Here is a 26,034-nt window from a genome sequence, read left to right on the forward strand (position 1 = left end):
CTTTACATGATCGGCTTTTGAGGTCCACCTCCATCTGTCAAAAGCGTCAGTTGTTCTTTGAGTTGCCGTTGTTCTGTTTCGGAAAGCCGCGCAATCTCATTTTCGACGAAGCTCGCAATGGCCCGCGGGTCGTCGCCAAACCGGCGTGCCCCTTCCGCACAAAGCGCGATAATGGTTGCCATCGGACTGGCAGGGTCCGTCATATTTGAAATCCCCCCTGAAATCTTCGTCCTTCGCGCAGCACGCGTTCTGCGGTTGAAGTGGGTTGTACAGACAAAGAGGCGGACCGATGGTGAACAAATATCCTAATCTTCGATGCCAAGTCGCAACGACCCCGGATCACGTTCGGGATGCGATGATCTTGAGAAGCATCTGCTTTGTCCATGAGCACGGTATCTCGCCCTCCTTCATCTTCGATGGCAACGATCATCAGGCCACGCATTTCGTCTTTTATGATGGCGAAGAGCCGGTTGGTTCGCTTCGCATCCGCTGGTTCGCTGATTTTGCCAAGTATGAACGAACCTGCTTCCGCGAGAAGTACCGACACCCTTTTACGGTTAAGCGTTGCATTCAGATGACCTTCGATCATGTGGCGCGCAAGGGCTATACGAAGGTTCTGACCCAGGCGGAGCAGCGTCTTGCGCGGTTATGGACCATCCTCTTCGACCTGGAGATCGTCGACAGCCCGCCGGTGGAAATCGCCGGCCATCCGGAGCCCTATCTGACCGTTGTCGGCACGATCCCTGCATCATCTGATCCGATTACCATGGAAAGCAGCAGCGCCCTGCTGTTGCGCGTCGAAGGTCAATGGGACGCCCCAAGTTCGTTTGAGACAGCATGACAATGGCAGGTTTTGGCAATGCGGGCGACAGGTCCGCAACGGCTGCGCTACAGGAAGAAATCCTGACGCGCACGAAACTCCACACCGAAATGGTGCGTCGTCTCGTCAATGATCCGACCGTACAGCCGATTGAGCTGGCCGGCTTCCTCGAGGACGTCGCGAATGCCTATCTTTCGATTTCGGAAGAGCTCAGCCAAATTGTGAAGGCGGCGGAGGGGCGATAGTTTCGAGCATCTTGCGCAGGCTTTCTTCCTGCTCATGCTGCCCGGACGGGAAGGTCAGGCCGGTACTGAACGACGGATTGCTCCTGAAGATATCGACAATCCAGTCATAGACAGCGGCCACCGGCCTCGATTGCCGTCTATTGGCAACCGAGATCAGATAGATGGGCAGGGCGACATGCACGCCGAGATCAAGCGGCACGAGTTCAGGATCTGCAAGCACGTAATTGCCGAGCAACCCCACGCCGGCGCCGTTACGGACAAGAGCAAAATAGGCGAGCGAGTTTTCGCAATTGTGAGTCTGGTGGCCGGCTTCGACAAGGCGGCGCCAGCCATCCCAGATCTCGCGTTCGGAAGCATAATAGTTGCACTGCACGTAGACATGCTGGGAAACGAACTGGCGCTGCGGAACCCCGGATTTCTTCAGATAATCACGGCTGGCAATCGGAACGAGATGAAGAGTGCCAATCTCGACGCAATCGACATCCGCCCGCGAAATCGGCGAGAGCGAGATCATCAGATCGGCCTGGTTCTTCTCGAAGTTGACGAGCGACACCTGCTCCCGGATGTCAAGGTTGAGCCGGGGATAGTTGTCGTTCAGACGGGGCACGGCGGGACCGACGATGGCGACGGCGAGGCCGGATGTTACGCTGACGGCAACCCGTCCGGTAACAGCGTCCATCTCGTCCTTCAGATCGTTGGAAAGGGCAAACAGCTGGAAATCAAGCTCTGCAACCTGGATGGCGAGTTTGCGCCCGGTTTCCGTCAGCGTGACGCCGGAAAAGGTCGAGATGACGAGCTGCGAACCAATCTGGTCCTGCAAGCGCTTCACGTCGCGACTGACCGTCGGCGCACTCGTGCCGAGCAGCTCAGCTGCCTGGGCAAAGGAAGGGCTTTTGGCGACGGCGAGAAAGGTTCTGAGCTCGCGCCAGATTGGCTGCGAAAGCAGACCCCTGATTTCGAGTGGCGATTTATCCAGATCGGCACGTTCGCTGCCGAATGGAAGAGGAGGGAAGGGTTTGTTCACGACCGTCTCGCGTATTAGTGGAGGCGCAACAATATACTTAATCTGGGATTACGGGCAATTGTTGAAGAATCGCAGCTTATCGGTGCGCCGGTCGCCGTTTAGTGGTCGCGATCGCTAATTCTAGTCGCAACTTTCGGGACGCTACTTATAGGGTGTGTAGATATACTTCGGAGATCGGGAAATGCTATCGTTTATCTATCCACAATCGCATAAAGCATTTCGTTTACGCAACTCATAGGGTGTGTTAGCGTTTTCGTAGCGGGCAAGATCCGATTCAACATTCCGTTTCGAGATCGATGCAGGCGGACCTGCTCGATCGCGAAACTTTCGCCAGGCTCGGAGGCAAATCAAGGCGATGGCCGATGGAATTTCTGATATGAATGACAGCAATGGTCCGGTGGGATTTCTGCGACTTTTCCGTCTCATTTCTGCGGCGAGAAAGAGCGCCTCATCGTTGGAGCTCATGGATCTCGTGCGGCTGATGGACATGGCGCTCATGCAGACGGCACTCGACTGGGAAGGGCTTGATGCCGAGAACCTGGATGAGCGCGCATTCGTCAACCTCATCCGCGAGAAGCGGGAAATTGCCGACAGGCCGCGTATACACGCTGTCCCGAACTGACGTGATCATCACCAGCTTCCGAGGGTCGCAGGAGCTTGTGTTCAGATCTTTGCAAAGGAAAAGGCGTTGATGGGGAGGTCGGTCTGCCCATCAATGGCAAGGCCCGCGAGGATTTCGCCGATGACGCTTGTGAACTTGAAGCCGTGGCCGGAGCAGGGCGAGGCAACGACAACGTTCTTTTCGCCGGGCATGTGGTCGAGAAGAAAATCCTCGCTCGGCAGCATCGTATAACGGCAGGTCGTTGCCTTCACGCGAAGGCCGGCTGCGCCCGGAACACGCTTTCTGATAAATCCGTCAAGCAGGGCCCTGTCGGCGTCATTGACGGGCGGGTTCGGCTGGTCGGGATCGATAGGTTCGCGGAAATGTGCGTGTTTGCCGATCTTCACGCCGTCAACCCCGATGGCCGGGAAACCGAAATAGGAGCCCTCCGCACCTTCATCCCGCAGGAAGCAGGGCATCCTCTGCGGCTGAGTGGCAAAACCATCCTGCGGCTGATACCAGGCGACCACCTGACGGATCGGTACGGCTGCCCGCCTGAGCTGCGGCACGAGTTCGGCAATCCACGAGCCGGTCGCCACCACGATCTTTCTTGCCCGATACTGTCCGGTCTCGGAGATGATTGTCACGCCGGCGTCATCGGGCTCGATTGCCGTGATCTTCTCACCGAAGTGCAGAACCGCGCCACCCTCTGCGGCGAGCTTCAGATAGCCCATGACTGCGGCTTCGGGGCGAAGATGGCCGCCCTGCGGATCAAGCAGGCCGATCTCGTGGTCATCGAGCTGGAAGGCTGGAAAGCGCCGCGCCATTTCCGCCTTGTCCAGCGCCTCATGGGCAAGCCCGTGCAGCTCGCAGGAGGCACGCGTACCGCCGACGACCTTGCCGTCGGGGGCGCCGATCTGCAGCACGCCCGTGATCGTCAGGATATCGGTGCGCAGCCGCGCTTCCAGCGATCGCCAGTTCTGATAGGCGCGTTTGAGCAGCGGCACATAGGAAGGATCTTCGAAATAACCGAGCCGGATAAGGCGGCTGTCACCATGCGACGAACTCAACGCATGGGCGGGGAAATACGCGTCAAAACCAATCGCCTTGACACCGCGATCCGCAAGAAAGGCGAGCGCAGCACTCCCCATGGCGCCGAGGCCGATAACGGCGACGTCGAAGCTGGCGTTCATGAAGTCTCCTCAGGGAATTGCCGGTGCAGCGGCCTCGCGCAGAAACCCGCGCAGGGCCTCGATGTCACGCGAAAGAGGCCGATCATCAGCATAGGCAGGGACGATGGCGCGCACCGCTTTATAGATTGCATCCGTTCCCGCTGCCCTCGATGCGGTGCCGACAAGGAATTCGTGCGCCTGTGCAGCCGCCATCAATTCGATCGCCAGAATGTATTCGGCATTGTCGATCAGTGCGAGAAGCTTATTGGCGGCGGCCGTCGGATGCGCCAGGAAATCCTCCTGGAGGCCCGATGTGACGCCGCCATCAGTGGAAGCCGGTGCGGCGAGCCGCCGGTTCTCGTTGGCAAGGGCTGCTGCCGTATATTGCGCGATCATGAAGCCGGAATTGCTGCCGGCATCGCTTGCGAGGAAGGGCGGCAGGCCGCTCACCAACGGATTGACGAGGCGGTCCATGCGCCGCTCGCTCATCATGGAAATCTGTGCGAATGCCGTAGCAAGCCCATCGGCAGCCAGTGCGAGGGCAGGGGCTACGGCATGTGCCTCGGAGGATACGATCGGCTTTTCGGGCGTGCCCGATATGGCGGGATTGTCGGTGACGGAGGCAAGTTCCTCATCGACAACGAGGGCCGAGGCATCAAAGACATCGCGCGCAGCGCCATGGGCATGCGGGATCGAACGCAGGCTGAGGGCGTCCTGCGTTCGTTTGCCTGTCGCAGCTGATATCAGCCCGCTGCCGGCAAGTCGGGCGCGCAGCGAAGCGCCGACACCGGCGATGCCCCTGGAGGGGCGCAGGGCGAGAACAGTTGCATCGAAGGCCGCCACCTGGCAGCCGGCCGCTTCAAGCGTCAGTGCTGCGATCGCATCGGCCCAGTCGAGCAGCCGCTCGGCACGTGCGAGCGCAACGCTTGCGAGACCGGTCGCACAGGCCGTGCCGTTGACGAGGCTCAGGCCCTCCTTGGCGCCGAGCACCAACGGCTCGAGGCCGATGGCGGCAAGCGCATCGCGGCCGCTCATAGGGCTTCCCTTGATGCGGGCGCTGCCTTCGCCGATCAGCACCAGCGCGTTGTGGGCATTATGGGTGAGGTAGCCCGCCGAACCCTTGGAGGGAACGTCGGGAATGCAGCCTTTTTCGAGAAAAGCGGCGAGATGGCGGACGATTTCGGGGCGCACGCCGGAATGCCCGTGGGCAAAATTGGCAATCTGTGCGGCGATGATGGCGCGCACCTCGCGCGGCGCCAGCAATTCTCCGACGCCAACAGCATGGCTGAGAATGATATTGCGTGACAGCCGGCTCTGTGAGGCCCGGTCAACCACGGTGTCCGAAAGCGCGCCAACACCGGTATTGATGCCATAGGCCCTGACGCCGCTCTCGACGATGCGCTCGACGATGCGGCTCGCATGCGCGACACGATCCCAGGCCGCTTGCGATAGGGCAAGCGTCTCCCCCTCGGCCACGCGTGCGATGTCGCGCCAGCCGGCGGCTTTATCGATGGTGATGATCATTGGCCGTTTCCGAAATGGCCGATGAACTGGCGGAAGGCCGGTGATGCGCCGCCGCCGAACATTTCGTCCGGCGTGCCGCTGCTTTCGACCAGCCCTTCGCGCATGAAGACCACGCGGTTCGACACATTGCGGGCAAAGCTCATTTCGTGGGTGACGACGAGCATGGTCATGCCCTCTTCAGCAAGCGCGCGCATGACGCGCAGGACTTCACCCACCAGTTCCGGATCGAGCGCCGATGTCGGTTCGTCGAAAAGCATCACCTTCGGCTTCATGGCGAGCGAGCGGGCAATTGCTGCACGCTGCTGCTGGCCGCCGGAAAGATGTGCAGGGTAGGCATGGCGCTTGTCGGCAATTCCGACCTTTTCGAGCAGCGCTTCGGCTTCGGCAATGCATTCGGCCCGCGGCCGCTTCAAGACATGGACCGGCCCTTCGATGACATTCTGCAGGATGGTCATGTGGGACCACAGATTGAAGGACTGGAAGACCATACCGAGTTCGGAGCGGATGTGATCGACCTGCTTCTGGCTCGCCGGCTTCGTCTTGCCGTTCTTGTGGATCATCTCGATATGTTCGCCGTCGACCCAGATCTCACCATCGGATGCGATCTCCAGCAGGTTGATGCAGCGCAGGAAGGTGGATTTGCCGGAGCCGGAGGCGCCGAGCAACGAAATCACGTCACCGTCCTGAGCGTCGAGCGATATGCCGCGCAGCACCTCATGGGTGCCGAAGCTCTTTCTGATATTGCGGACCGAAAGTCGGGTTACGCCGGGCATGGAAGCTCCAATCACGTTCAGTCGGGTTCAAGCCTTCAAGGCCGGCGGAATGGCGCGGCGATGACGGGAAAGCCAATATTCCAGCAGGGCCATGGCCTGCAGGATGATGAAATTCAAAACAAGGTAGATGATGGCCGCGCAGAGGAACACTTCCATCGTCCGGTAGGTCTGCGAGATCAGCCGCTGCGCCACGCCCGTCACTTCCCAGACCGTCACCAGGCTGGCAAGTGCAGTCGATTTCATCATCAGGACGATTTCGGTCGAATAGGCCGGCAGCGCATGTCGGAAGGCGATCGGCGCCAGGATGCGGCGCACCATCAGGAAGCCGGACATGCCGATGGCGCGGGCCGCCTCGATTTCCTTCGGCGAGACGGCGCGGATGCCGCCACGGAAGATCTCGGCGGAATAGCCGGCGGTGCAGAGTGCGAGCGACAGCACCGCGCAGACCATTGGCTCACGCAGAAAGGGCCAGAGGAAGGAGTAGCGGATGACGCCGAACTGGCCGAGACCGTAGAAGACCAGGAACATCTGGATCAACAGCGGCGAGCCGCGGAAGACGAAAATATAGCCCTTGGCGAAGCCTGACAGGATCGGATTGCCGCTGACACGCATGGAAACGATGACGAGCGCGAGCAGCCCGCCGAAGAAGATCGACAGGAAGAACAGGATCAGCGTCGTCGGCACAGCCTTGAGCAGCGTGACCATAGTGCTGGAAAGGAAGGCGATATCCATTTGGTCCTCCCTAAGCCTGGCCCATGGCCGAAGCCGGCATGCTGCGATTGGCCTTGCGCTCGGCGCCGTTAAAGACGCGGTCCGACAGGCTGGTGAGGATCAGGTAGAGAGCGCCGCCGACAATGTAGAACAGGAAATATTGTCGGGTCGAACCGGCCGCGACCTGGCTCGAACGCATCAGCTCGGCAAGGCCGGTGACGGAAATCAGCGCGGAATCCTTCAGGCTGAGCTGCCAGACATTGCCAAGGCCGGGAATGGCAAAGCGTAGGACTTGTGGAATGACGATGCGGCGGAAGCGTAACCCGCGATGCATGCCGATTGCCGAGGCAGCCTCGAGCTCGCCCTTGGAAATGGCAAGATAGGCGCCGCGATAGACTTCCGCCTGGTAGGCGCCGGAGATGATGCCGACGGCAAGCGCACCGGCAGCAAAGGACGGCAGGCCGAGGAAGCCCTCATAGCCCATGGACTGGCCGATGGCGGTGATCGCCGTAGAGCCGCCGAAATAGATCAGGTAGATGATTAGCAATTCAGGCACACCGCGGAAGACGGTTGTGTAGATATGGCCGATCGCGACGAGGATGAAGTTTCCGGAGAGCTTCGCCCCGGCGATGATCGCGCCGAGCACGGCGCCGATGGCCAGCGCCGTGGCGGTGACACTTAATGTCAGCAACAGGCCGAGAAGCAAAAACGCTCCCCACCCGGTTGAACCGAATCCGATGAGTTCGAGTGTCGCCATGGGCCTTCCCCAGCGCTGTCGTCGTCAAAATGACGGGCGGTCAGAATAGCACGTGGTCCCCGATCAGAAAGCGGAGACCACGGAACGCGGCTTTGCGTCGAAAGCTTAGTTCTGCGGGCTGACGTCGACCTTGAACCATTTCATCGAGAGGTTCTTGACTGTGCCATCGGCGAGTGCGGACTTGATCGCTTCGCTCAACTTGTCGCGCAGGTCAGTATCGGCCTTGCGGATGCCGAGGCCTTCGCCTTCGCCCCAGATCGAGCCTACGATTTCAGGGCCGGTGAAGGCGAGCGTGTCGTTGGCGGAAGCAAAGGCATTAGCGAAATAGACGGCGTCGTCGAAACCAAGGTCGATACGGCCGTTCTGCAGGTCGAGGTCGCGGTCGGCGCCCGTTTTGTATTCGCGGATCTCGGCGATGCTGCCGAAATTGTCATAGACGAACTTGGCATAGACGGTCGCAGCCTGAATACCGATCGTCTTGCCCTTGAAGACTTCCTTGAGCGCGTCGATTTCCTTCACGCCGGTCTGGCCAGGTGTCATCTTGATAATTGCGCCGGTGCCGGCAGCATTCGCAAGCGGGCTATCCTTGGCGGTCGCGAAGGCTGCTGGCGTTGCTGCATAGGGAACGGTGAAATCGATGACCTGCTTGCGCTCTTCGGTAATCGACAGTGCGTCCATGATGACATCGAACTTGCCGGCATTCAGCGCAGGGATCATGCCATCCCAGTCGGAAGCTACCAGTGTGCACTCGATCTTGGCGCGTTCGCACAGAACCTTGGCGAGTTCCGGTTCGAAGCCGCCGAGCGTGCCGTCGGCATTGGTGAGGTTCCAGGGAGCGTAGGCGCCTTCGAGCGTGATGGTCGCCTTCGTCCAGTCCTTGGCAGAGGCAGGCGCCGCTAAGGCCGCTGCCGTCATCGCGCAGGAAAGAAGAATCGTGCTGAACTTCATTGATGTGATCTCCTCTGAGATTGGACAGACCTTGCGGTATGAATGCCGATCTTCGCCGGCTTGCCTGCTATTTTTTGATCAGCAGGTTGTATAGGGTACCATATGAGATATTTTGTGTTATGCAAGTGGAAAGTCGATTTAGAAGGCAGATTCCACCGGTGCAAAGGGAATAGGCAATGAAGCGTTCCAACGAGATGAAGCGTGAACTGGCGGAAAATGACGGTGGCCCGCTTTATGCCGGCGTCAAGCAGGTCATTCTCGACCGGATCCGCAGCGGCGAATGGCCGCCACGCCACCGGGTTCCCTCCGAAAACGAGCTGGTGGTGGAGCTCGGCGTCAGCAAGATGACCGCCAACCGGGCGCTCCGGGAACTGGCGAACGAAGGCGAACTCCTCCGCATCCAGGGCGTCGGCTCCTTCGTTGCGGAACGCAAGGGCTATTCGGCGCTCTTCGAGGTGCGCAATATCGCCGACGAGATCGCTGAGCGTGGCCACACACACGAGGCGACAGTCATCGTTTTGGCCGAAGAGACGGCTTCTCCGGAGGTTGCCGACGCGCTCGAACTCGATATCGGCGCGCCGGCTTTTCACTCGCTGATCGTCCACAGCGAGAACGGCGTGCCCGTGCAGATCGAGGACCGCTTCGTCAATCCTGGAGCGGCGCCCGACTATCTGGCGCAGGACTTTTCGACCCTGACGCCCAATGCCTATCTGACCACGGCGGCGCCGCTCAGTGCATCGGAGCATATCGTCGAGGCTGTGATACCGCGCGCCTGGGAATGCAAGCTGCTGACAATCCTGCAGAGCGAACCGTGCCTCGCCATTCGCCGTCGCACCTGGTCGGCCCGTCAGGTGGTTTCGACCGCGCGTCTCGTCTATCCCGGACATCGCTACAGGCTGGAAACGCGTAGCGGCAAAATGTTCGAGGAGTGATCCAGTTGTATATGGTACCTGTCGCGAAAGGGCCCTGTTGCCGGAAGGTGTCATTGCTTTTCCGCCCGGCCGATTGAAATGGCGTAGCAAAGCGCCCGGCCGTCGAGGCTGAGCCCATCGCTTCTGCCTTCCTCGAATAACAACGCATCACCGGCGCCAAGCTCGATCCTCTCCGGACCTGCGCCAACAGTCACGGTTCCGCTGGCGCAGAAGAGCATGAAGCTCCCTCGCGTAAACTCCTCCCGTTTCTCACCATCGATCTCGATCCGCGCAACAGCGTGCCGGAACGTGCTGCGTCGGGTCATGACATTCAGGTCGGTGATCGCTCCATCAGGCAGCGTTGCCGAGACCGCAATATCTGCAGCAAAGGCAAGCGGATCGCTTTCCCGTGTCAGGACCACCGGATCGCGCCCCTCGATCAGGAGCCGCATGCCATTACCTTCCAGGATCGACAGCGTGCGGTCGATCCCGGGAAAGATTGAGAAAGGGCCGTCGGAGGCGACCGTCGCCATGCTGACCCGCCAATCGAAATCGGCAAGTCCTGCGCCCTGGGGCGAAATGGCGATTTCCACCGTTTCGCCGCCGCCGTTCTTCCACGGCATGCGCTTGTGATCGGCAGAGCGCAGGATCTTCATGGCTCAGTTCCCGAGGATGCCGGGCAGGCGCAGGCCCTTTTCCTTGGCGCAGTCGATTGCGATGTCGTAGCCGGCATCCGCATGGCGCATGACACCGGTCGCCGGATCGTTCCAGAGAACATTTCCGAGGCGGCGCGCCGCATCGTCAGTACCGTCAGCGCAAATGACCATGCCGGAATGCTGCGAGAAGCCCATGCCGACGCCGCCGCCGTGATGCAGCGATACCCAGGTGGCGCCCGACGCGGTGTTGAGCAGCGCGTTCAGAAGCGGCCAGTCGGAGACGGCATCCGAGCCGTCCTTCATCGCTTCTGTTTCGCGGTTCGGCGAGGCGACGGAACCGGAATCGAGGTGGTCGCGGCCGATGACGACAGGGGCCTTCAGCTCGCCGTTCCTGACCATCTCGTTGAAGGCGAGGCCGAGGCGATGACGGTCGCCGAGGCCGACCCAGCAGATGCGTGCCGGCAGGCCCTGGAAGGCGATGCGCTCCCTGGCCATGTCGAGCCAGTTGTGCAGGTGCTTGTTGTCGGGCAGCAGTTCCTTCACCTTGGCATCGGTCTTGTAGATATCTTCGGGATCACCCGAGAGGGCCGCCCAGCGGAACGGGCCGATGCCGCGGCAGAAGAGCGGGCGGATATAGGCCGGCACGAAGCCCGGGAAGGCGAAGGCGTTTTCGAGACCCTCGTCCTTGGCGACCTGGCGAATGTTGTTGCCGTAGTCGAGCGTGGGAACGCCAGCGTCCCAGAAGGCGACCATGGCCTCGACATGGGCCTTCATCGAGGCGCGGGCTGCAGCTTCGACCGCCTTCGGATCGCTCTCGCGCTTGGCCTTGGCTTCGGCAACGGTCCAGCCAACCGGCAGGTAGCCGTTGCGCGGGTCATGCGCCGAGGTCTGGTCGGTGACGATATCGGGGCGCGGGCCGCCGGCCTTCATGCGACGCACCAATTCCGGAAAGATTTCCGCGGCATTGCCGACAAGGCCGACCGACTTGGCTTCACCAGCCTTGGTCCAGCGCTCGATCTTTTCCAGCGCCTCGTCCAGCGTATGGGCCTTTTCGTCGACATAGCGGGTGCGCAGGCGGAAATCGATGCGGGTCTCGTCGCATTCGACGGCAAGGCAGCAGGCACCGGCCATGACGGCTGCCAGAGGCTGGGCGCCGCCCATGCCGCCAAGGCCACCGGTCAGGATCCACTTGCCCTTAAGGTTGCCATCGTAATGCTGGCGGCCGGCTTCGACGAAGGTTTCGTAGGTGCCCTGCACGATGCCCTGCGTGCCGATATAGATCCACGAGCCGGCCGTCATCTGGCCGTACATGGCAAGGCCTTTCTTGTCGAGCTCGTTGAAATGATCCCAGGTCGCCCAGTGCGGCACGAGATTGGAATTGGCGATCAGGACGCGCGGCGCATCCTTGTGGGTGCGGAAAACGCCCACCGGCTTGCCGGACTGAACGAGCAGTGTCTCGTCTTCGTTCAGCGTCTTCAGCGTTGCCGTGATCCGGTCGAAATCGTCCCAGGTGCGGGCGGCGCGGCCGATGCCGCCGTAGACGACGAGCTCATGCGGGTTTTCGGCGACGTCGGGGTCGAGATTGTTCATGAGCATGCGCAGCGGCGCTTCGGTCATCCAGCTCTTGGCGTTGAGCTGATCGCCGCGTGGGGCGCGGACGTCGCGGATATTGTGGCGCGGGTTTACGGTCATGATGATGTTCCCTTGTTTTAGCGTTTCAGACCGAGCGCGATCTCTTCGATCCGCGTCAGGATGGATTTGAGATGGATGCGCAGCTTGTCAGCCTTGGCGTCGTCATAGACGAAGGGCGATGCTTCGGTTGTCAGATGCGTTGATTGGGCAAGCTCCATCTGGATGGCGTGGACGCCGGTTTCCGGCCTGCCGTAATGGCGGGTCGTCCAGCCACCCTTGAAGCGGCCGTTCAGAATGCTGTCATAACCCGTCGCAGCCGCGGCAATGGCGACGGTCGCCTGTTCGATTGCCGGATCGCAGGTCTTGCCCATATCCGTGCCGATATTGAAATCCGGCAGCTTCCCGTCGAAGAGGAAGGGAATGTGCGAGCGGATGGAATGGCAGTCGTAGAGCACGACGACACCGTGAATGGCTTTCACCCGCTCGACCTCGGCCGCAAGGGCGGCATGGTAGGGCGCATGGTATGTGCGCAGTCGTTCGGCGATATCGGCTTCGGTTGGTTCTGCCCCGGTCTTCCAGATCGGCTTGCCGTCGAAATCCGTCTCGGGGATCAGTCCGGTCGTGTTCTGGCCGGGATAGAGGCTCGTGCCGGCGGGATCGCGGTTGGCGTCCAGCACATAGCGGTGGAAGGTGGCGCGCACGACGGTCGGGTTGTCGAGCAGGCCGTCATAGAGATGGTGGATGTGCCAGTCGGTATCGGCAAGCAGCCGGCCGGTATCGTTGAGGCGCTCCCAGATATCGGCGGGAACATCGGTGCCCGTGTGCGGAAAGCCGAGGATGACGGGGGACGTGCCTTGCTTGACCTCGAAAACAGCCATGTCAGACCTCCAGAGCCGGCAGGATGCCGCTTGAAACAGATGCGTTGAGAGCGCCGCCGCCAACGAGAATGCTGGCCGCCTTCAGGTCATTTGCCATGTAGCGATCCTCCTCGAGCGAGGGCACGACGTTACGGATCGCGGCGATTGCTTTCGTCAGTTCGGGGCTGGTCGCAAGCGGCGCGCGAAGCTCGACGCCTTGCGCTGCGGTCAACGCTTCGATGCCGATGATCGCAAAGAGATTGTCCGTCATCGGCAGAAGCCGGCGTGCGCCGTGGCAGGCCATGGAGACGTGGTCTTCCTGATTAGCCGAGGTCGGCGTCGAATCGACCGAGGCAGGATGCGACATCTGCTTGTTTTCGCTCATCAGCGCCGCGGACGTGACTTCGGCGATCATCAGGCCGGAATTGAGCCCTGGCTTCTTGGCAAGGAAGGCCGGCAATCCGTACGAAAGCGCGGGATCGACGAGCAGCGCGATGCGGCGCTGGGCGATCGCCCCGATCTCGCAGACGGCAAGGGCGATCTGGTCGGCGGCGAAGGCAACGGGCTCGGCGTGGAAATTGCCGCCGGAGACGACCGAATTATCCGAGAGCACCAGCGGATTGTCCGTCACTGCGTTAGCCTCGATTTCCAGCGTGCGTGCAACCGAGCGCAGGAGGTCCAGGCAGGCGCCATCGACCTGCGGCTGGCAGCGAATGCAGTAGGGATCCTGCACGCGCTCGTCGCCTTCGATATGGCTCTGGCGGATCGGCGAGCTTTCAAGCAGAGCGCGAAGTGCTGCAGCCGTATCGATCTGGCCGCGATGGCCGCGCAGCGTATGGATATCGGGATGGAACGGTGCGGACGAACCCATGGCGGCATCCGTCGACATGGCGCCGGTAATTAGCGCCGATTGCGCCGCCCGGTGGGCGCGGAAGAGACCGGCGAGCGCGAGCGCCGTCGAGGTTTGCGTGCCATTGATGAGCGCCAGGCCTTCCTTGGCGGCGAGCACGATGGGATGCAGCCCGGCCTTGAGCAGCGCGGTTGCGCCATGCAGCCTCTCGCCCCCGAAGAACGCCTCGCCATGGCCCATCATCACGGCCGTCATATGGGCAAGCGGCGCAAGGTCGCCGGAAGCGCCAACCGAGCCCTTTTCCGGAATGACAGGGATGACGCCGCGAGCCATCATCGCTTCGATCAGGCGCACCAGTTCCAGCCGCACGCCGGAAGCGCCGCGGCCGAGCGAAACGAGTTTCAGCGCCATGATCAGGCGCACGACATTTTCCGGCAGTGGCTCACCGACACCGCAGCAATGCGACAGGATGAGGTTGCGCTGCAGGGTCGCCACATCGGCGCTGTCGATCTTGATCGAGGCGAGCTTGCCGAAGCCGGTATTGATACCGTAGACCGGCGCATTGCCGGCGGCGATCTCGGCGATGCGGTTCGCCGCCTTGATGATGCCGACGTCGAAGGATGGGTCAAGCTTTGCCGGGACGCAGGTCCAGTAAATCGTTGCGAGATCCTGCAGCGAGACGGAGCCCGGATGGAGGGTAATGGTCATCGGTCGATCCTCTGGCCCTTGAAAATATGTGCGTGAAGTGGGTTGAAGCCGATGCGGTAGACGAGCTCGGCGGGGCTTTCGATATCCCAGATCGCCAGATCAGCAGACTTGCCGGCCTCGATCGTGCCGGTCTCGCTAAGCAGGCCGAGTGCCCGGGCGCCCTCGCGGGTTGCGCCGGCGATGCATTCCTCCACCGTCAGCCTGAACAGCGTCGCCGACATGTTCATGGTGAGCAGCAGCGATGTTAGAGGTGAGGTGCCGGGATTGCTGTCCGTGGCGATGGCGATGTGCACGCCGGCCTGCCTCAAGGCCTGAACCGGCGGCTTCTGCTTCTCGTTGATGGCGTAGAAGGCACCCGGGAGCAGAACCGCAACCGTGCCGGCCGCCGCCATTGCCCGCGCCCCATCTTCATCCAGATATTCCAGATGATCGGCCGAAAGCGCACCATAGGAGGCTGCGAGTTTCGCGCCGCCGAGATTGGAGAGCTGTTCGGCATGGAGCTTGACGGGAATACCGAGCGAACGGGCCTTGTCGAAGACCCGCGCGATCTCGTCGACTGAGAAGGCGATGCCTTCGCAAAAACCGTCGACGGCGTCGACGAGGCCTTCGGCACGTGCCCGCTCCAGGCCCGGCAGGACGACATCGGAAATGTAATCCTGGTTCCGTCCCTTGTATTCGACGGGTGTTGCATGGGCGCCGAGATAGGAGGTGATGACCCTTACCGGCCGATGGTCTGCAAGTGCGCGCGCGGCGCGCAGCATCTTCAGTTCCGCCTCGATATTGAGCCCGTAGCCGGACTTGACCTCGATGGTGGTCACGCCTTCCGAGATCAGCGTGTCGAGCCGCGGCAGGGCGGCCTCGACGAGGCCTTCGACGGACAGCGCATTGGTTGCCTTCACCGAGGAGACGATGCCGCCGCCGGCGCGCGCGATCTCTTCATAGGTCGCGCCTTCGAGCCGCATCTCGAATTCCCGCGCACGGTTGCCGCCATAGACGATGTGGGTATGGCAGTCGACGAGGCCGGGCGTGACCCAGCGGCCTTCGAGATCGGTAATGTCGGCCGCCTCGATCAGCCAGGACGGCAGTTCGGCTTCCGGCCCTGCGTAGAGGATGCGCCCGCCTTCACAGACGACGGCGCCTTTTTCGATAATGCCAAGGCCCGGCAGATCCTCCCGCAGCGTCGCAAGGCGCGCATTGCGCCATAACGAGCGAGCGCTGGAATTGCGGCCCGATCCGGAAAATTTGTTCCCACTCATCAGCTTTACGCCTTTCCTTATGGCTGAATATGTATATACATAATAAAAAGGGTGACAAGTAGAAATTTATGGCCTTTCGCATAAAGGCAAGCGAAGCGGTCAATTGCGAAACGGGAGAGCGATCATGACGAAACTTCATGCGGCGGCTGCCTTGTTGGCCGAAGGCTGGCGCAAGAATGTGCGCCTGACGCTTGCGGACGGACGCATTGCCGCAATCGAAATGGATGTTGCGCCTGACGCCGATGACGAGCGTCATGCTGTCCTGCTGCCGGCAATGCCGAACCTCCACAGCCATGCCTTTCAGCGGGCGATGGCGGGGCTTGCGGAAGTGCGCGGCCCGGCCAATGACAGTTTCTGGAGCTGGCGCACCGTCATGTACAAATTTGCGCTCTCGATGACGCCAGACCATGTCGAAGCTGTAGCGGCGAAACTCTATATGGAAATGCTGGAAGCCGGCTTCTGCCGCGTCGGCGAGTTCCACTATCTGCATCACGACAAGAATGGCAGCCCCTATACGAATATCGCCGAAATGGCCGAAAGGATTGGTGCGGCGAGTGCCGAAACCGGCATCGGATTGACGTTGTTGCCGGTTCTCTATGCCCATTCCGGCTTTGGCGGTGCGGCGCCCATCGAAGGGCAGCGCCGCTTCATCAATTCCGGCGAGAGTTTTGCGCGGCTGATGGAAGGTTGCCGACAGGTCACAGGAAGGCTCCCTGGTTCGCAGATCGGTGTCGCGCCGCACAGCCTGCGCGCCGTCACCCCGGACGAACTATCTGTCGCCATTGCGCTCGCCGATGACGGCCCCATCCATATTCATGTCGCCGAGCAGGTCAGGGAGGTTGAGGATTGCCTCGCCTGGTCCGGCGCAAGACCTGTCCAATGGCTGCTCGACAATGCGCCGGTTGATCTGCGCTGGTGCCTCATCCACGCAACCCATATGACGGCGGACGAAACACGGCGGACGGCAAGGAGCGGCGCCATTGCCGGCCTCTGCCCGATTACCGAAGCCAATCTCGGCGACGGGACATTTTCGGCACCGCTATTCTTGTCCGAAGCCGGGCGCTTCGGCATCGGGTCCGATTCCAACATTCTCATTTCCATTGCCGCGGAACTTCGCCAGCTCGAATATTCCGAGCGTCTGGCGCTACGTGCCCGCAATGTCATCGCCACCACTGGCGGCTCCACCGGCCAGGCCCTCTTTGAACACGCGCTAGCCGGCGGTGGTGCGGCATTGAAGGCACCGGCGGGTCTTGCTGCAGGCAACTATGCCGACATCGTATCGCTTGATACGAGAGCGGTTCCCTATCTTTCCGAAAGCCAGGTTCTCGATCAGTGGATCTTTGCCGGCGATGTGGCAGTCGACACCGTCTGGGCGCTCGGCCGCAAGCAGGTCGAAGACGGCCGGCATCTGCGTCGGGACCTGATCGACCGGCGCTTCATCGCGGCGATGAACGAGCTCCTGGCAGCATGACGACCTTTCCTCCGCGCTTCCCAGGCGCTACAGCGGGAGGGAAGCCGGAGCGTAATGATGAATGAACCCAAGGAAACGACCTTACACCAGCGTATCCTCAGTGAGATCGAGGGCCGTATCGTTTCGGGCGAATGGCCGCCTGGCTACCGCATTCCCTTCGAAGTGGAGCTGACCAAGCAATACGATTGCTCCCGCATGACGGTAAACAAGGCCCTGACCCAGCTGGTGAAGGCCGGTCTTATCGAACGCCGCAAGAAATCCGGCAGCTTTGTCATGCAGCCGCAAGCGCAGGCCGCGGTGCTCGAGATCCACGATATCAAGGCGGAGGTTCAATCCCTCAATCTCGCCTATTCGTACAAGGTCGCGAAACGCGTGCGCAGAAAGGCGCAGTCTCAGGATCGCCAGATGCTGGACCTCCAGCAAAATTCCAGCCTGATCGAAGTCATCTGCACGCACTATGCCGGATCGAAGCCATTCTGCCTGGAAAAGCGGTTGATCAATCTTCAAACCGTGCCGGAAGCAGCAGACGAGGATTTCGAGGAAACGGCCCCGGGCCCGTGGCTTCTGAGCCTGGTTCCGTGGAGTGCGGCGGAGCATAAGATATTTGCAGTTGGTGTCGATCAAGAGGAAGGCGCCATGCTTTCCATCCCCGAGGCAACTGCTTGCCTCGTCATCGAACGACGTACCTGGAACAAGTCCGGGCCGGTAACGCATGTGCGCTTCGTCTATCCCGGAAATCGCCACGCGCTCTACGCGCGCTTCACCCCCGAAGCGGTGAAATAGGCCTGTTTCCCCGCAGAAAAGGCGTCCGGTCACCTCGTATGACCGGACGCCTGTTTTTGCCGCCGCACTGGGTCGACGGCTTCCCATAGAGAGCGACTTTCCCAGCGTCAACATCCCTAAAACAAGGGTATTGCGAAAGTCGACGCTTACCTTAAAGCAACGGATTGTTGGGGATTTCTGTCAGCACCTCGCCGACAGGATCGTCGCCTGGCCCGCAGCGGACAGCGCTGCCTAGGCTTCCTGCGCTTCCGGAATGAGCGGCGGCACCTGGATGACAACAGGCTTGTCGGCACCGGATTCGATGAGCTCGAAAACCTTGTTCAACATGCCCGGCACGTCCTGGCGCACCATCTCGATGCCATTGCCGAGCAGAGTCACAAAAGGGTCCCAGTCGAAACAGCCGAGCACAAGGCTGCGGTCGTCGAGATGGCCTGAGCGGCGGATCCAGCGCATGACGCCTTCGAGCGAGATCGTCGAGTTGACGAACATGCCTTTGGGTAGGGCATTGCCGCGCAGCGCGCGCTCGTCCAACGCTTTTTCGGCCTTTTCAGGGGCATAACCGCAGGCGAGGATATTCTCCTCGTGCACGGCGACACCGAGATCTTCATGCGCAGCGCGAAAGCCGCGGATGCGCTCGGCCGTGTTGTGGTCGCTGCCGCGCCCGCCAATGAAGAGCAGCGGCTCCATCCTGCCGAGCCTTTGCTCACTGTTTTTCAGGATCCGGCGTGTCAGTTCCCGCGCGCCGGCGAAATTGTCCGAGATGACCGAAGGGGCAAGCGCGCCTGGAAGGTCGAGGTTGAAGCTGCGCACGCCGGCCGCCGCACACATTTCAGTGATCCGGTCGGGATCGGTCGCGCCCGTCGCGATCAGGCATTCGACCTGGTAGGAGAGCATCGTACGTGCCGCCTCGACCTCCAGCTGCGGGTCGCGGCGTGTACAGGTGATGATCGGAAAAAGGCCGCGTGCACGCGCCATGTCCTCGAAGAGCTCGACGATCGATCCGAAATAGCGGTTGTCGTATTTAGGCACGATCATGCCGATGATATGGGATTTTTCGCGCCTCAGCAGGCTTGCCTGCATGTTCAGCGCATACCCCTGCTCCTCGGCGATCCGGATGATCTTTTCGGCAAGCTGGCTGCTGATCCTGCGCTTCTTCCAGTTGCCATTGAGCACGGCGCTGACGGCGCTGGCCGATGTGCCGGCAAGCTCCGCCAGATCATAGATCGTCGTCCTCTTCGTCTGCTTCACCTGATTCAAAATGCCTTCTCCGTTTGACGGTAACTTGACATCAATCTGCGGAAGTGGCAATTCTTGCTTCATCGATTGAGCAAGCTTGCGCAATCGATGATACAAACCGGTTAATCGGCCGGTACAGGGAGGTATTTCTAAGGGCTGCGGAGAGGCTGTCCTTTTGCAGGGGCGCTTTGCTCGCCGGTTTTATGGCGGCGAGAGCGGCGAGCGGGCAAACCGCAGTGACTTCCAGCAATGCCTGGTCCTGGCTTTCGATCACACCAAGGAGGAGAAAATGAATTATCGCAATTTGCTCATGGCATCCGTGACAGTTTTCATGGGGCTTGCCGGTGCGGCTTCAGCTCAGGAAGCTGCGACCGTCGCTTTCCTGATGCCTGACCAGGCATCCACACGTTATGAGCAGCACGATTTCCCCGGCTTCAAGGCTGAGATGGAAAAGCTGTGCCCGAAGTGCACGGTCATCTATCAGAACGCCAACGCCGACGCCTCGCTGCAGCAGCAGCAGTTCAACTCGGTGATAGCCCAGGGCGCCAAGGTCGTCGTGCTCGACCCCGTCGATTCTGCCGCCGCCGCTGGTCTCGTCGAGATCGCCCAGTCGCAGGACGTCAAGGTCATCGCTTATGACCGCCCGATTCCGGACAAGCCGGCTGACTATTACGTCTCCTTCGACAATGAAGGCATCGGCTATGCCATCGCCAAATCGCTCGTCGAACACCTGAAGGCTGCCGGCGTTGCCGATGGCGCGGGCGTGCTCGAAATCAACGGCTCGCCGACCGATGCGGCCGCAGGCCTGATCCGGGATGGTATCCATCGCGGTCTGAAGGAATCGGCGTACAAGACGCTTGCCGAATATGACACGCCGGAATGGGCGCCGCCGAAGGCACAGGAATGGGCTGCCGGCCAGATCACCCGCTTTGGCGCCGACATCAAGGGCGTGGTCGCCGCCAATGACGGCACGGCCGGTGGCGCGATTGCGGCCTTCAAGGCCGCCGGTGTCAAGCCGGTTCCCCCGGTCACCGGCAATGACGCGACGATTGCAGCGCTTCAGCTGGTCATTTCTGGCGACCAGTACAACACGATTTCCAAGCCATCGGAAATCGTCGCGGCAGCCGCTGCCAATGTTGCGGTGCAGATGATCAAGGGTGAAAAGCCCGAGGCCAAGACGACGCTTTACAATACGCCGTCTCAGCTGTTCATCCCTGCCGTCGTGACGGCAGAGAACATCAAGGCAGAAATCTTCGACAAGAAGATCCAGACGCACGAGCAGATCTGCACCGGTGAATATGCCGAAGGCTGCAAGAAGCTTGGCATTACCAACTAAACGCGGTTGAGTGAACTCCGGCCGCGCCCGTCGCGGCCGGATGCCCCTATGGCAAGAAGGACTGCCCCATGAGCAGGGATCTGAAGGATATGCCGGAGAAGGGTCAGACGATCCTCCGGTTGAGCAATATTTCCAAAAATTTCGGCGCCGTGTCGGCGCTGACCGATATCGAACTGGACGTGAAGGCCGGCGAGGTCGTGGCGCTGGTCGGTGACAATGGTGCCGGCAAGTCGACCCTGATCAAGGTCCTGGCGGGCGTGCACCAGCCGTCGTCCGGAACGATCGAGTTCTGCGGCCAGAACGTCACGCTCGACAGCCCCGGCAAGGCGCTGGAACTCGGCATTGCCACTGTCTTCCAGGATCTCGCGCTCTGCGAAAACCTCGACGTCGTCGCCAATCTTTTCCTCGGCCATGAAATCTCTCCCTGGGGCCTCGATGAGGTGGCCATGGAAGTGCGAGCCTGGACGTTGCTCCGGGAACTTGCCGCCCGCATCCCCTCGGTGCGCGAGCCGATCGCCTCGCTTTCCGGCGGCCAGCGCCAGACGGTTGCCATTGCGCGTTCGCTGTTGCTCGATCCGAAGATCATCATGCTGGACGAGCCGACCGCAGCTCTCGGCGTCGCCCAGACTGCGGAGGTGCTGAACCTGATCGAGCGCGTCCGCGAGCGCGGCCTCGGCGTCATCATCATCAGCCATAATATGGAAGACGTGCGCGCCGTGGCGGACCGCATCGTCGTGCTGCGCCTTGGGCGCAACAATGGCGTCTTCACGCCGGATTCTTCCAATCAGGAACTCGTCGCCGCCATCACCGGCGCCACCGAAAACGCCGTCTCCCGGCGCATCGAGCGCAAGACGGGTGCTGCCCATGAAACCAGCGGGAGGCCCGCATGAGCCAGAAGATGTCAGAGACTATCCGCCAGCCGGCTACCCTTGACCGCAGCGACGAGCGCGTCCGCCACGACGACAACATTACGGGCATGGTCAAGGCCTTCTTCGACCGCGTCCGCTCGGGCGATCTCGGCATGCTGCCGGTTTTTGTCGGCCTGATCGTCATCTCGACGGTCTTCTCACTGCTCAATCCGGTGTTTCTGGCGCCGAACAATCTCGTCAATCTGCTGTTCGACTGCGCCACCGTCGGCGTGATCTCGCTCGGCATCGTCTGCGTGCTGATGCTCGGAGAAATCGATCTCTCCGTCGGTTCGATGAGCGGTCTTTCCTCTGCCATCCTCGGCGTGCTTTGGGTCAACATGGGCTGGCCGATTCCCCTGGCGATCCTGGTCGCGATCGTTGCCGGCATTATCGTCGGCGCGCTCTACGCTGTTCTCTACAACAGGCTCGGCATGCCGAGCTTCGTCGCCACACTGGCCGGCCTGCTCGCGCTGCTCGGTATGCAGCTTTATATCCTCGGACCAACCGGCAGCATCAATCTGCCTTACGCCTCGCCGCTCGTCCGTTTCGGCCAGATCCTCGTCATGCCGGACTGGCTGTCCTACGTGCTTGCCCTGCTGCCGGGCGTGGTCCTTGTCGTCAATGAAATGCGAAAGCGCCGCCAGCGCCAGGCCTCGAATCTCTCCTCGCCACCGGTTGGCGCTCTCGCGATCAAGGCGATCGTGCTCACTGCCGCGCTGGAATTTGCCGTCTATTATCTCAATCTCGGCCGTGGCGTGCCGTGGATGTTCGGTCTCTTCGTCGCCATCGCCGTCATCCTCAACTACGCGCTGACGCGCACAAAATGGGGACGCTCGATGTTTGCCGTCGGCGGCAATCGCGAAGCGGCACGCCGCGCCGGCATCAACGTGCGTCGCATCTATCTCAGCGCTTTCGTGCTTTGCTCGACGCTTGCCACGATCGGCGGCATCCTGTCGGCCTCGCGACTTGCCTCTTCCAGCCAGCAGGCCGGCACCGGCGATGTGAACCTGAACGCCATTGCGGCGGCGGTCATCGGCGGCACCAGCCTGTTCGGCGGGCGCGGCAGCGCCTATTCGGCTCTGCTCGGCATTATTGTCATCCAGGCGATTTCCAACGGGCTGACGCTGCTCAATCTCAGCTCGTCGCTGCGCTACATGATAACAGGTGCTGTTCTTGCCATCGCCGTCATCGTCGATTCGCTTGCCCGCCGGTCCCGTGTCAGCCACGGCCGCGCCTGACCCGCATTCTCAAGGAGTATTCACGTGACTGATCTCATGAAAGGCAAGGTTGCCGCCATTACCGGCGCGGCATCGGGCATTGGCCTGGAATGCGCCCGCACGCTTCATGCCGAAGGTGCAACCGTCGTGCTCATCGACCGTGCCAAGGACAAGCTCGAGTCTCTGTGCAAGGAGATCGGTAAGGGCGCCCTGCCGCTCGTCGTCGATCTTCTCGACGGCCCGCAGGTCTCCGGCATGTTGCCGCGCATCCTGGAAGCCGCCGGCCGGCTTGATATCTTCCACGCCAATGCCGGCGCCTATATCGGCGGGCCGGTCGCCGAAGGCGATCCGGATGCCTGGGACCGGATGCTCAACCTCAATATCAATGCTGCCTTCCGCTCGGTCCACGCCGTGCTGCCGCACATGATCGAGCAGAAGACCGGCGATATCCTGTTTACAAGCTCGATCGCCGGCGTCGTGCCGGTGGTCTGGGAGCCGATCTATACGGCCTCGAAATTTGCCGTTCAGGCCTTCGTCCATTCGACCCGCCGCCAGGTCGCACAGCATGGCGTGCGCGTCGGCGCCGTATTGCCGGGACCGGTCGTCACCGCGCTGTTGGATGACTGGCCGAAAGCCAAGATGGAAGAGGCGCTCGCCAACGGCAGCCTGATGCAGCCGAAGGAAGTGGCCGAGGCCGTGCTCTTCATGCTATCGCGGCCGCGCAATGTCACCGTCCGCGATCTGGTGATCCTGCCGAACAGTGTCGACCTCTGAGGTTGACAGGTCCGGTTCCGGATTGCTCTAGAACCTGAAACTGCCGATTTGAAACGAGAGATCATGAGCGACACTTCACGCACGCCACCAGCGGGTGCCAAACATGTTATCGGCGTCGATGTCGGCACCGGCAGCGCCCGTGCGGGCCTGTTCGACCTTGATGGGCGGATGCTTGCATCCGCCAAGCGGGATATCACGCTCTTCCACGAGACCGGTTCGATCGTCGAGCAATCGAGCACCGAAATTTGGGCAGCGGTCTGCGCCGCCGTTCGCGAGATCGTGGCGACAAGTGGTGTCGATCCGGCTTCGGTTGCCGGCCTGGGTTTCGACGCGACCTGCTCGCTGGTCGTGCTCGGCAAGAATGGCGGACCACTGCCCGTCGGTCCTTCGGAAGATCCGAACCGGGACATCATTGTCTGGATGGATCATCGCGCCGTTCCGCAGGCGGAGCGCATCAACGCGCTCGGTCATGACGTCCTGCGTTATGTCGGCGGACGTATCTCGCCCGAGATGGAAACACCGAAACTGCTTTGGCTGAAGGAAAACCGGCCGCAGGTTTTCGATGCCGCCTGGCAGTTCTTCGATCTCGCTGATTTCCTGACCTGGCGGGCAACCGGCGACCTGTCGCGCTCGACCTGCACGGTCACGTGCAAGTGGACCTATCTCGCCCACGAGAAACGTTGGGATGCCTCCTATTTCCACCAGATCGGCCTCGGCGTACTGGCCGACGAAGGTTTTACCCGTATTGGGCAATCGATCGTCGAGCCGGGTTCGGCACTCGGTCAGGGACTGACCGCGGCTGCGGCCGGTGAACTTGGTCTCCTGCCGGGAACTGCGGTTGCCGCCGGTCTCATCGATGCGCATGCCGGCGGTATCGGAACAGTCGGGATCGGCGCCGGCCCGCAGGCCAATCTCGGCTACGTCTTCGGCACCTCGTCCTGCACCATGACATCGACATCGCAGCCGGCCTTCGTTCCGGGCGTTTGGGGTCCCTATTTTTCGGCCATGGTGCCGGGCATGTGGTTGAACGAGGGCGGCCAGAGTGCGGCAGGCGCGGCCATCGATCAGTTGCTCTCTTTCCATCCGGCTGCCAGCGAGGCGCGAGAGCTTTCGAAACGTGCGGGTGTTCCGCTGCCGGCCCTGTTGGCGGATATGGCGGTGCGGAAGGCAGGGCGCTCCTCCGATGCTGTCGAGCTTGTCGCAGGCCTGCATGTCGTTCCCGAATTCCTCGGCAATCGCGCACCCTTTGCCGATCCGCATGCCCGCGCCGTGATCGCCGGCCTCGACATGGAGAGGGATATCGACAGTCTGGTCGCACTCTACATCGCCGGTCTTTGCGGCATAGGCTATGGCCTGAGACAGATCATCAACACCCAGGCCGATGCCGGCGTTACCATCGAGAACGTCGTGATCAGCGGCGGCGCCGGCCAGCATGATTTCGTCCGTCAGATGCTTGCCGATGCGAGCGGCAAGCCGGTGATCGCGACGAAGGCCGAGGAACCTGTCCTTCTGGGCGCGGCGATCCTCGGCGCCGTCGCGGGCGGTCTGTTTTCCGATATGCGCGCGGCGATGACGAAACTCTCGGCCGTTGAGAAGACCTATGAGCCGGGGCAAGGTGCGATCGCTGATCGTCACGCAAAGCGTTATGAGGGTTTCAGGCAGTTCCAGACGCTGACGCGTGAGTTGCGGAAATTCTGAACGGCCGTCGTCCCAGTCGCGCGTATCTCACGGCCAGGCGGCAAAGGACGGGACGAGGTCTTTCTCCGACTGCGCGGCGATCTTGCGCCGGTAGGCGCCTGGCGGCTCGCCGACACGGCTCTTGAAGAAGCGGCTGAAATAGCCGGGATCGCGAAAACCGAGCCCGAAGCCGATCTGCTCGACCGACTGCTGCGATTGCCCAAGCCGCAGTTTCGCCTCGGCGATCAACCTTTCGTGGATCAGTTCCAAGGGGCTTTTCCCGACGCCCGCGATACAGACGCGATGCAGATGGTCATAGGTGATGCCCATGGTGCGAGCGATATCGGTAATCGCCGGCTGCTCGCGATAGCGCAGTTCGACGATCTGCCGGAACCGCTGCAGCGTCATTGCCCCGGTGCCAGACGTCGTCGGCAAGGAAGCTCCGGAGGCTCGCCAGAGCCGCAATAGCACGACGGAGAGATAGGCGCTTACGATGGCAGTTCCTCCCGGTAGAAGATGCTGTCCTTCCTCGGTCATCACCGCGAAGGCGCGACCGATGTCGGCTGCAGGCCCGGCAAGGTTTTCGCCTTGAGCGACGACGATTCGCTCGATCATGTCGTGCAGCTGGACGGCAGCCGGACTGTCGCCGACCGTCCTGTGGACGACATTTTCGGCGGCCAGCAGCATCGCCCCTTCACCGCCGGCAGCAAGGACGAATCTGCCCGCAATCCGTCGGGGCAGCCAGAGCAATGCCGGTGCTGCAAGCCCGAGTTCCTCCTGCCCGTCGATGAACAATGTCGCCTTGCCGCGGGAGACGAAGAAGGCCCTGTAGGAGGCGCGGCTGTCACGGGTGCCCAGGCTCCAGGTCTGGCTACCGAGACCGGCGGCAATCGCCGCCGCGATGACAGACAGAGCTGGCGTATCAAGCGATCTTTCGGCCATGTCTGCCTCGAAACTGAAAACGGTAGTGCTGCCGTTCTTGCCCGGCAAATTCTCGGAAAAAGTACAATAGACTGCCAGAAATATCCATTCTATTTCGTGGCGGATTGGTTCCTACTGGATTGCGAGGAGAGCCTGAAATTCAGGCAGCAGGGTGAGGAACTTCCCGTGAAAGACGTCGATTGCCGGGCGTAAGCGCCGGATTTGAATGAGCCCGGCATATGCCGGAAACCAGCAAACATCATCGC

The 26,034-nt window shown here is 61.3% G+C and carries 26 protein-coding genes; 11 read left to right on the plus strand and 15 right to left on the minus strand.

Annotation, left to right across the window (positions count from 1 at the left end; translation table 11 throughout):
- Window positions 1-2 precede the first annotated feature (2 nt).
- Window positions 3-203: a hypothetical protein gene (locus tag FHT93_RS32105; protein WP_018115407.1), complete on the minus strand. Its 201-nt coding sequence runs from the start codon at window positions 201-203 to the stop codon at window positions 3-5.
- Between the two features lie 152 nt (window positions 204-355).
- Between FHT93_RS32105 and FHT93_RS32110 the strand changes: the two genes are divergently transcribed.
- Together FHT93_RS32110 and FHT93_RS32115 are read left to right on the plus strand one after the other, a co-directional pair.
- The gene (locus FHT93_RS32110) at window positions 356-841 is read left to right on the plus strand and encodes a hypothetical protein (RefSeq protein ID WP_018115406.1); all 486 of its coding nucleotides are present in this window, start codon (window positions 356-358) and stop codon (window positions 839-841) included.
- Complete coding sequence (locus tag FHT93_RS32115; protein WP_018115405.1) at window positions 838-1,065, plus strand: hypothetical protein; 228 nt, start codon at window positions 838-840, stop codon at window positions 1,063-1,065. The genes FHT93_RS32110 and FHT93_RS32115 overlap by 4 nt, the downstream gene beginning before the upstream one ends.
- Here FHT93_RS32115 and FHT93_RS32120 read toward each other — a convergent pair.
- Complete coding sequence (locus FHT93_RS32120) at window positions 1,031-2,089, minus strand: LysR family transcriptional regulator (protein WP_018115404.1); 1,059 nt, start codon at window positions 2,087-2,089, stop codon at window positions 1,031-1,033. The genes FHT93_RS32115 and FHT93_RS32120 overlap by 35 nt on opposite strands.
- A gap of 376 nt (window positions 2,090-2,465) precedes the next feature.
- On the opposite strand from FHT93_RS32120, the gene FHT93_RS32125 reads away from it, so the two are divergent.
- Window positions 2,466-2,711 carry a hypothetical protein gene (locus FHT93_RS32125; RefSeq protein ID WP_183851160.1) on the plus strand — a complete coding sequence of 82 codons (246 nt, stop codon included), beginning with the start codon at window positions 2,466-2,468 and terminating at the stop codon, window positions 2,709-2,711.
- A gap of 41 nt (window positions 2,712-2,752) precedes the next feature.
- On the opposite strand, the gene solA is transcribed toward FHT93_RS32125, so the two are convergent.
- The 6 genes from solA to FHT93_RS32155 all read right to left on the minus strand — a co-directional run bounded on the left by solA (window position 2,753) and on the right by FHT93_RS32155 (window position 8,575).
- The gene (gene solA, locus FHT93_RS32130) at window positions 2,753-3,883 is read right to left on the minus strand and encodes an N-methyl-L-tryptophan oxidase (RefSeq protein ID WP_183851161.1); all 1,131 of its coding nucleotides are present in this window, start codon (window positions 3,881-3,883) and stop codon (window positions 2,753-2,755) included.
- Between the two features lie 9 nt (window positions 3,884-3,892).
- Window positions 3,893-5,386 carry a histidine ammonia-lyase gene (gene hutH / locus FHT93_RS32135; protein ID WP_183851162.1) on the minus strand — a complete coding sequence of 498 codons (1,494 nt, stop codon included), beginning with the start codon at window positions 5,384-5,386 and terminating at the stop codon, window positions 3,893-3,895.
- The gene (locus FHT93_RS32140; RefSeq protein WP_018115400.1) at window positions 5,383-6,159 is read right to left on the minus strand and encodes an ATP-binding cassette domain-containing protein; all 777 of its coding nucleotides are present in this window, start codon (window positions 6,157-6,159) and stop codon (window positions 5,383-5,385) included. The genes hutH (FHT93_RS32135) and FHT93_RS32140 overlap by 4 nt, the downstream gene beginning before the upstream one ends.
- Before the next feature lie 27 nt (window positions 6,160-6,186).
- Window positions 6,187-6,891 (minus strand): ABC transporter permease subunit, encoded by a 705-nt coding sequence (locus FHT93_RS32145; RefSeq protein WP_018115399.1) that lies wholly within the window; start codon window positions 6,889-6,891, stop codon window positions 6,187-6,189.
- A 10-nt stretch (window positions 6,892-6,901) separates the two neighbouring features.
- Window positions 6,902-7,627: an ABC transporter permease subunit gene (locus FHT93_RS32150; protein ID WP_018115398.1), complete on the minus strand. Its 726-nt coding sequence runs from the start codon at window positions 7,625-7,627 to the stop codon at window positions 6,902-6,904.
- Between the two features lie 105 nt (window positions 7,628-7,732).
- Window positions 7,733-8,575: a transporter substrate-binding domain-containing protein gene (locus tag FHT93_RS32155; RefSeq protein ID WP_113013788.1), complete on the minus strand. Its 843-nt coding sequence runs from the start codon at window positions 8,573-8,575 to the stop codon at window positions 7,733-7,735.
- Between the two features lie 176 nt (window positions 8,576-8,751).
- Between FHT93_RS32155 and hutC (FHT93_RS32160) the strand changes: the two genes are divergently transcribed.
- Window positions 8,752-9,507, plus strand: coding sequence for a histidine utilization repressor (gene hutC, locus FHT93_RS32160; protein WP_183851163.1), 756 nt, complete (start codon window positions 8,752-8,754; stop codon window positions 9,505-9,507).
- Window positions 9,508-9,557: 50 nt separating this feature from the next.
- On the opposite strand, the gene FHT93_RS32165 is transcribed toward hutC (FHT93_RS32160), so the two are convergent.
- From FHT93_RS32165 to hutI, 5 genes are read right to left on the minus strand one after another with little or no spacing between them, the layout of a single operon-like run.
- The gene (locus FHT93_RS32165; RefSeq protein ID WP_183851164.1) at window positions 9,558-10,142 is read right to left on the minus strand and encodes a HutD family protein; all 585 of its coding nucleotides are present in this window, start codon (window positions 10,140-10,142) and stop codon (window positions 9,558-9,560) included.
- Between the two features lie 3 nt (window positions 10,143-10,145).
- Window positions 10,146-11,834 (minus strand): urocanate hydratase, encoded by a 1,689-nt coding sequence (hutU, locus tag FHT93_RS32170; protein WP_113013785.1) that lies wholly within the window; start codon window positions 11,832-11,834, stop codon window positions 10,146-10,148.
- 17 nt (window positions 11,835-11,851) lie between these two features.
- Complete coding sequence (gene hutG, locus FHT93_RS32175; RefSeq protein ID WP_183851165.1) at window positions 11,852-12,652, minus strand: N-formylglutamate deformylase; 801 nt, start codon at window positions 12,650-12,652, stop codon at window positions 11,852-11,854.
- 1 nt (window position 12,653) lies between these two features.
- The gene (gene hutH / locus FHT93_RS32180) at window positions 12,654-14,189 is read right to left on the minus strand and encodes a histidine ammonia-lyase (RefSeq protein ID WP_183851166.1); all 1,536 of its coding nucleotides are present in this window, start codon (window positions 14,187-14,189) and stop codon (window positions 12,654-12,656) included.
- Window positions 14,186-15,445 (minus strand): imidazolonepropionase, encoded by a 1,260-nt coding sequence (gene hutI, locus FHT93_RS32185; protein WP_113211050.1) that lies wholly within the window; start codon window positions 15,443-15,445, stop codon window positions 14,186-14,188. The genes hutH (FHT93_RS32180) and hutI overlap by 4 nt, the downstream gene beginning before the upstream one ends.
- Before the next feature lie 124 nt (window positions 15,446-15,569).
- On the opposite strand from hutI, the gene FHT93_RS32190 reads away from it, so the two are divergent.
- Together FHT93_RS32190 and hutC (FHT93_RS32195) are read left to right on the plus strand one after the other, a co-directional pair.
- Window positions 15,570-16,916: a formimidoylglutamate deiminase gene (locus FHT93_RS32190; protein WP_183851167.1), complete on the plus strand. Its 1,347-nt coding sequence runs from the start codon at window positions 15,570-15,572 to the stop codon at window positions 16,914-16,916.
- A 57-nt stretch (window positions 16,917-16,973) separates the two neighbouring features.
- The gene (gene hutC / locus FHT93_RS32195) at window positions 16,974-17,699 is read left to right on the plus strand and encodes a histidine utilization repressor (RefSeq protein WP_112969753.1); all 726 of its coding nucleotides are present in this window, start codon (window positions 16,974-16,976) and stop codon (window positions 17,697-17,699) included.
- A 231-nt stretch (window positions 17,700-17,930) separates the two neighbouring features.
- On the opposite strand, the gene FHT93_RS32200 is transcribed toward hutC (FHT93_RS32195), so the two are convergent.
- Window positions 17,931-18,956, minus strand: coding sequence for a LacI family DNA-binding transcriptional regulator (locus FHT93_RS32200; RefSeq protein ID WP_018115388.1), 1,026 nt, complete (start codon window positions 18,954-18,956; stop codon window positions 17,931-17,933).
- 268 nt (window positions 18,957-19,224) lie between these two features.
- On the opposite strand from FHT93_RS32200, the gene FHT93_RS32205 reads away from it, so the two are divergent.
- The 5 genes from FHT93_RS32205 to FHT93_RS32225 all read left to right on the plus strand — a co-directional run bounded on the left by FHT93_RS32205 (window position 19,225) and on the right by FHT93_RS32225 (window position 24,868).
- Entirely contained in the window at window positions 19,225-20,271 is a 1,047-nt protein-coding gene (locus FHT93_RS32205) for a sugar ABC transporter substrate-binding protein (protein ID WP_183851168.1), read from the plus strand.
- Between the two features lie 68 nt (window positions 20,272-20,339).
- Window positions 20,340-21,161: an ATP-binding cassette domain-containing protein gene (locus tag FHT93_RS32210; RefSeq protein WP_018115386.1), complete on the plus strand. Its 822-nt coding sequence runs from the start codon at window positions 20,340-20,342 to the stop codon at window positions 21,159-21,161.
- Window positions 21,158-22,417 carry an ABC transporter permease gene (locus tag FHT93_RS32215; protein ID WP_018115385.1) on the plus strand — a complete coding sequence of 420 codons (1,260 nt, stop codon included), beginning with the start codon at window positions 21,158-21,160 and terminating at the stop codon, window positions 22,415-22,417. Before FHT93_RS32210 ends, FHT93_RS32215 begins: the two co-directional genes overlap by 4 nt.
- A 24-nt stretch (window positions 22,418-22,441) precedes the next feature.
- Window positions 22,442-23,170 (plus strand): SDR family oxidoreductase, encoded by a 729-nt coding sequence (locus FHT93_RS32220; RefSeq protein WP_112542079.1) that lies wholly within the window; start codon window positions 22,442-22,444, stop codon window positions 23,168-23,170.
- Between the two features lie 63 nt (window positions 23,171-23,233).
- A complete protein-coding gene (locus FHT93_RS32225) occupies window positions 23,234-24,868 on the plus strand; it encodes an FGGY-family carbohydrate kinase (protein WP_183851169.1) in 1,635 nt (544 codons plus the stop codon).
- Window positions 24,869-24,895: 27 nt separating this feature from the next.
- On the opposite strand, the gene FHT93_RS32230 is transcribed toward FHT93_RS32225, so the two are convergent.
- Window positions 24,896-25,789 (minus strand): helix-turn-helix domain-containing protein, encoded by an 894-nt coding sequence (locus FHT93_RS32230; RefSeq protein WP_183851170.1) that lies wholly within the window; start codon window positions 25,787-25,789, stop codon window positions 24,896-24,898.
- Between the last annotated feature and the right edge of the window lie 245 nt (window positions 25,790-26,034).

The organism is Rhizobium sp. BK379, assembly GCF_014193955.1.
Taxonomy (GTDB): Bacteria; Pseudomonadota; Alphaproteobacteria; order Rhizobiales; family Rhizobiaceae; genus Rhizobium.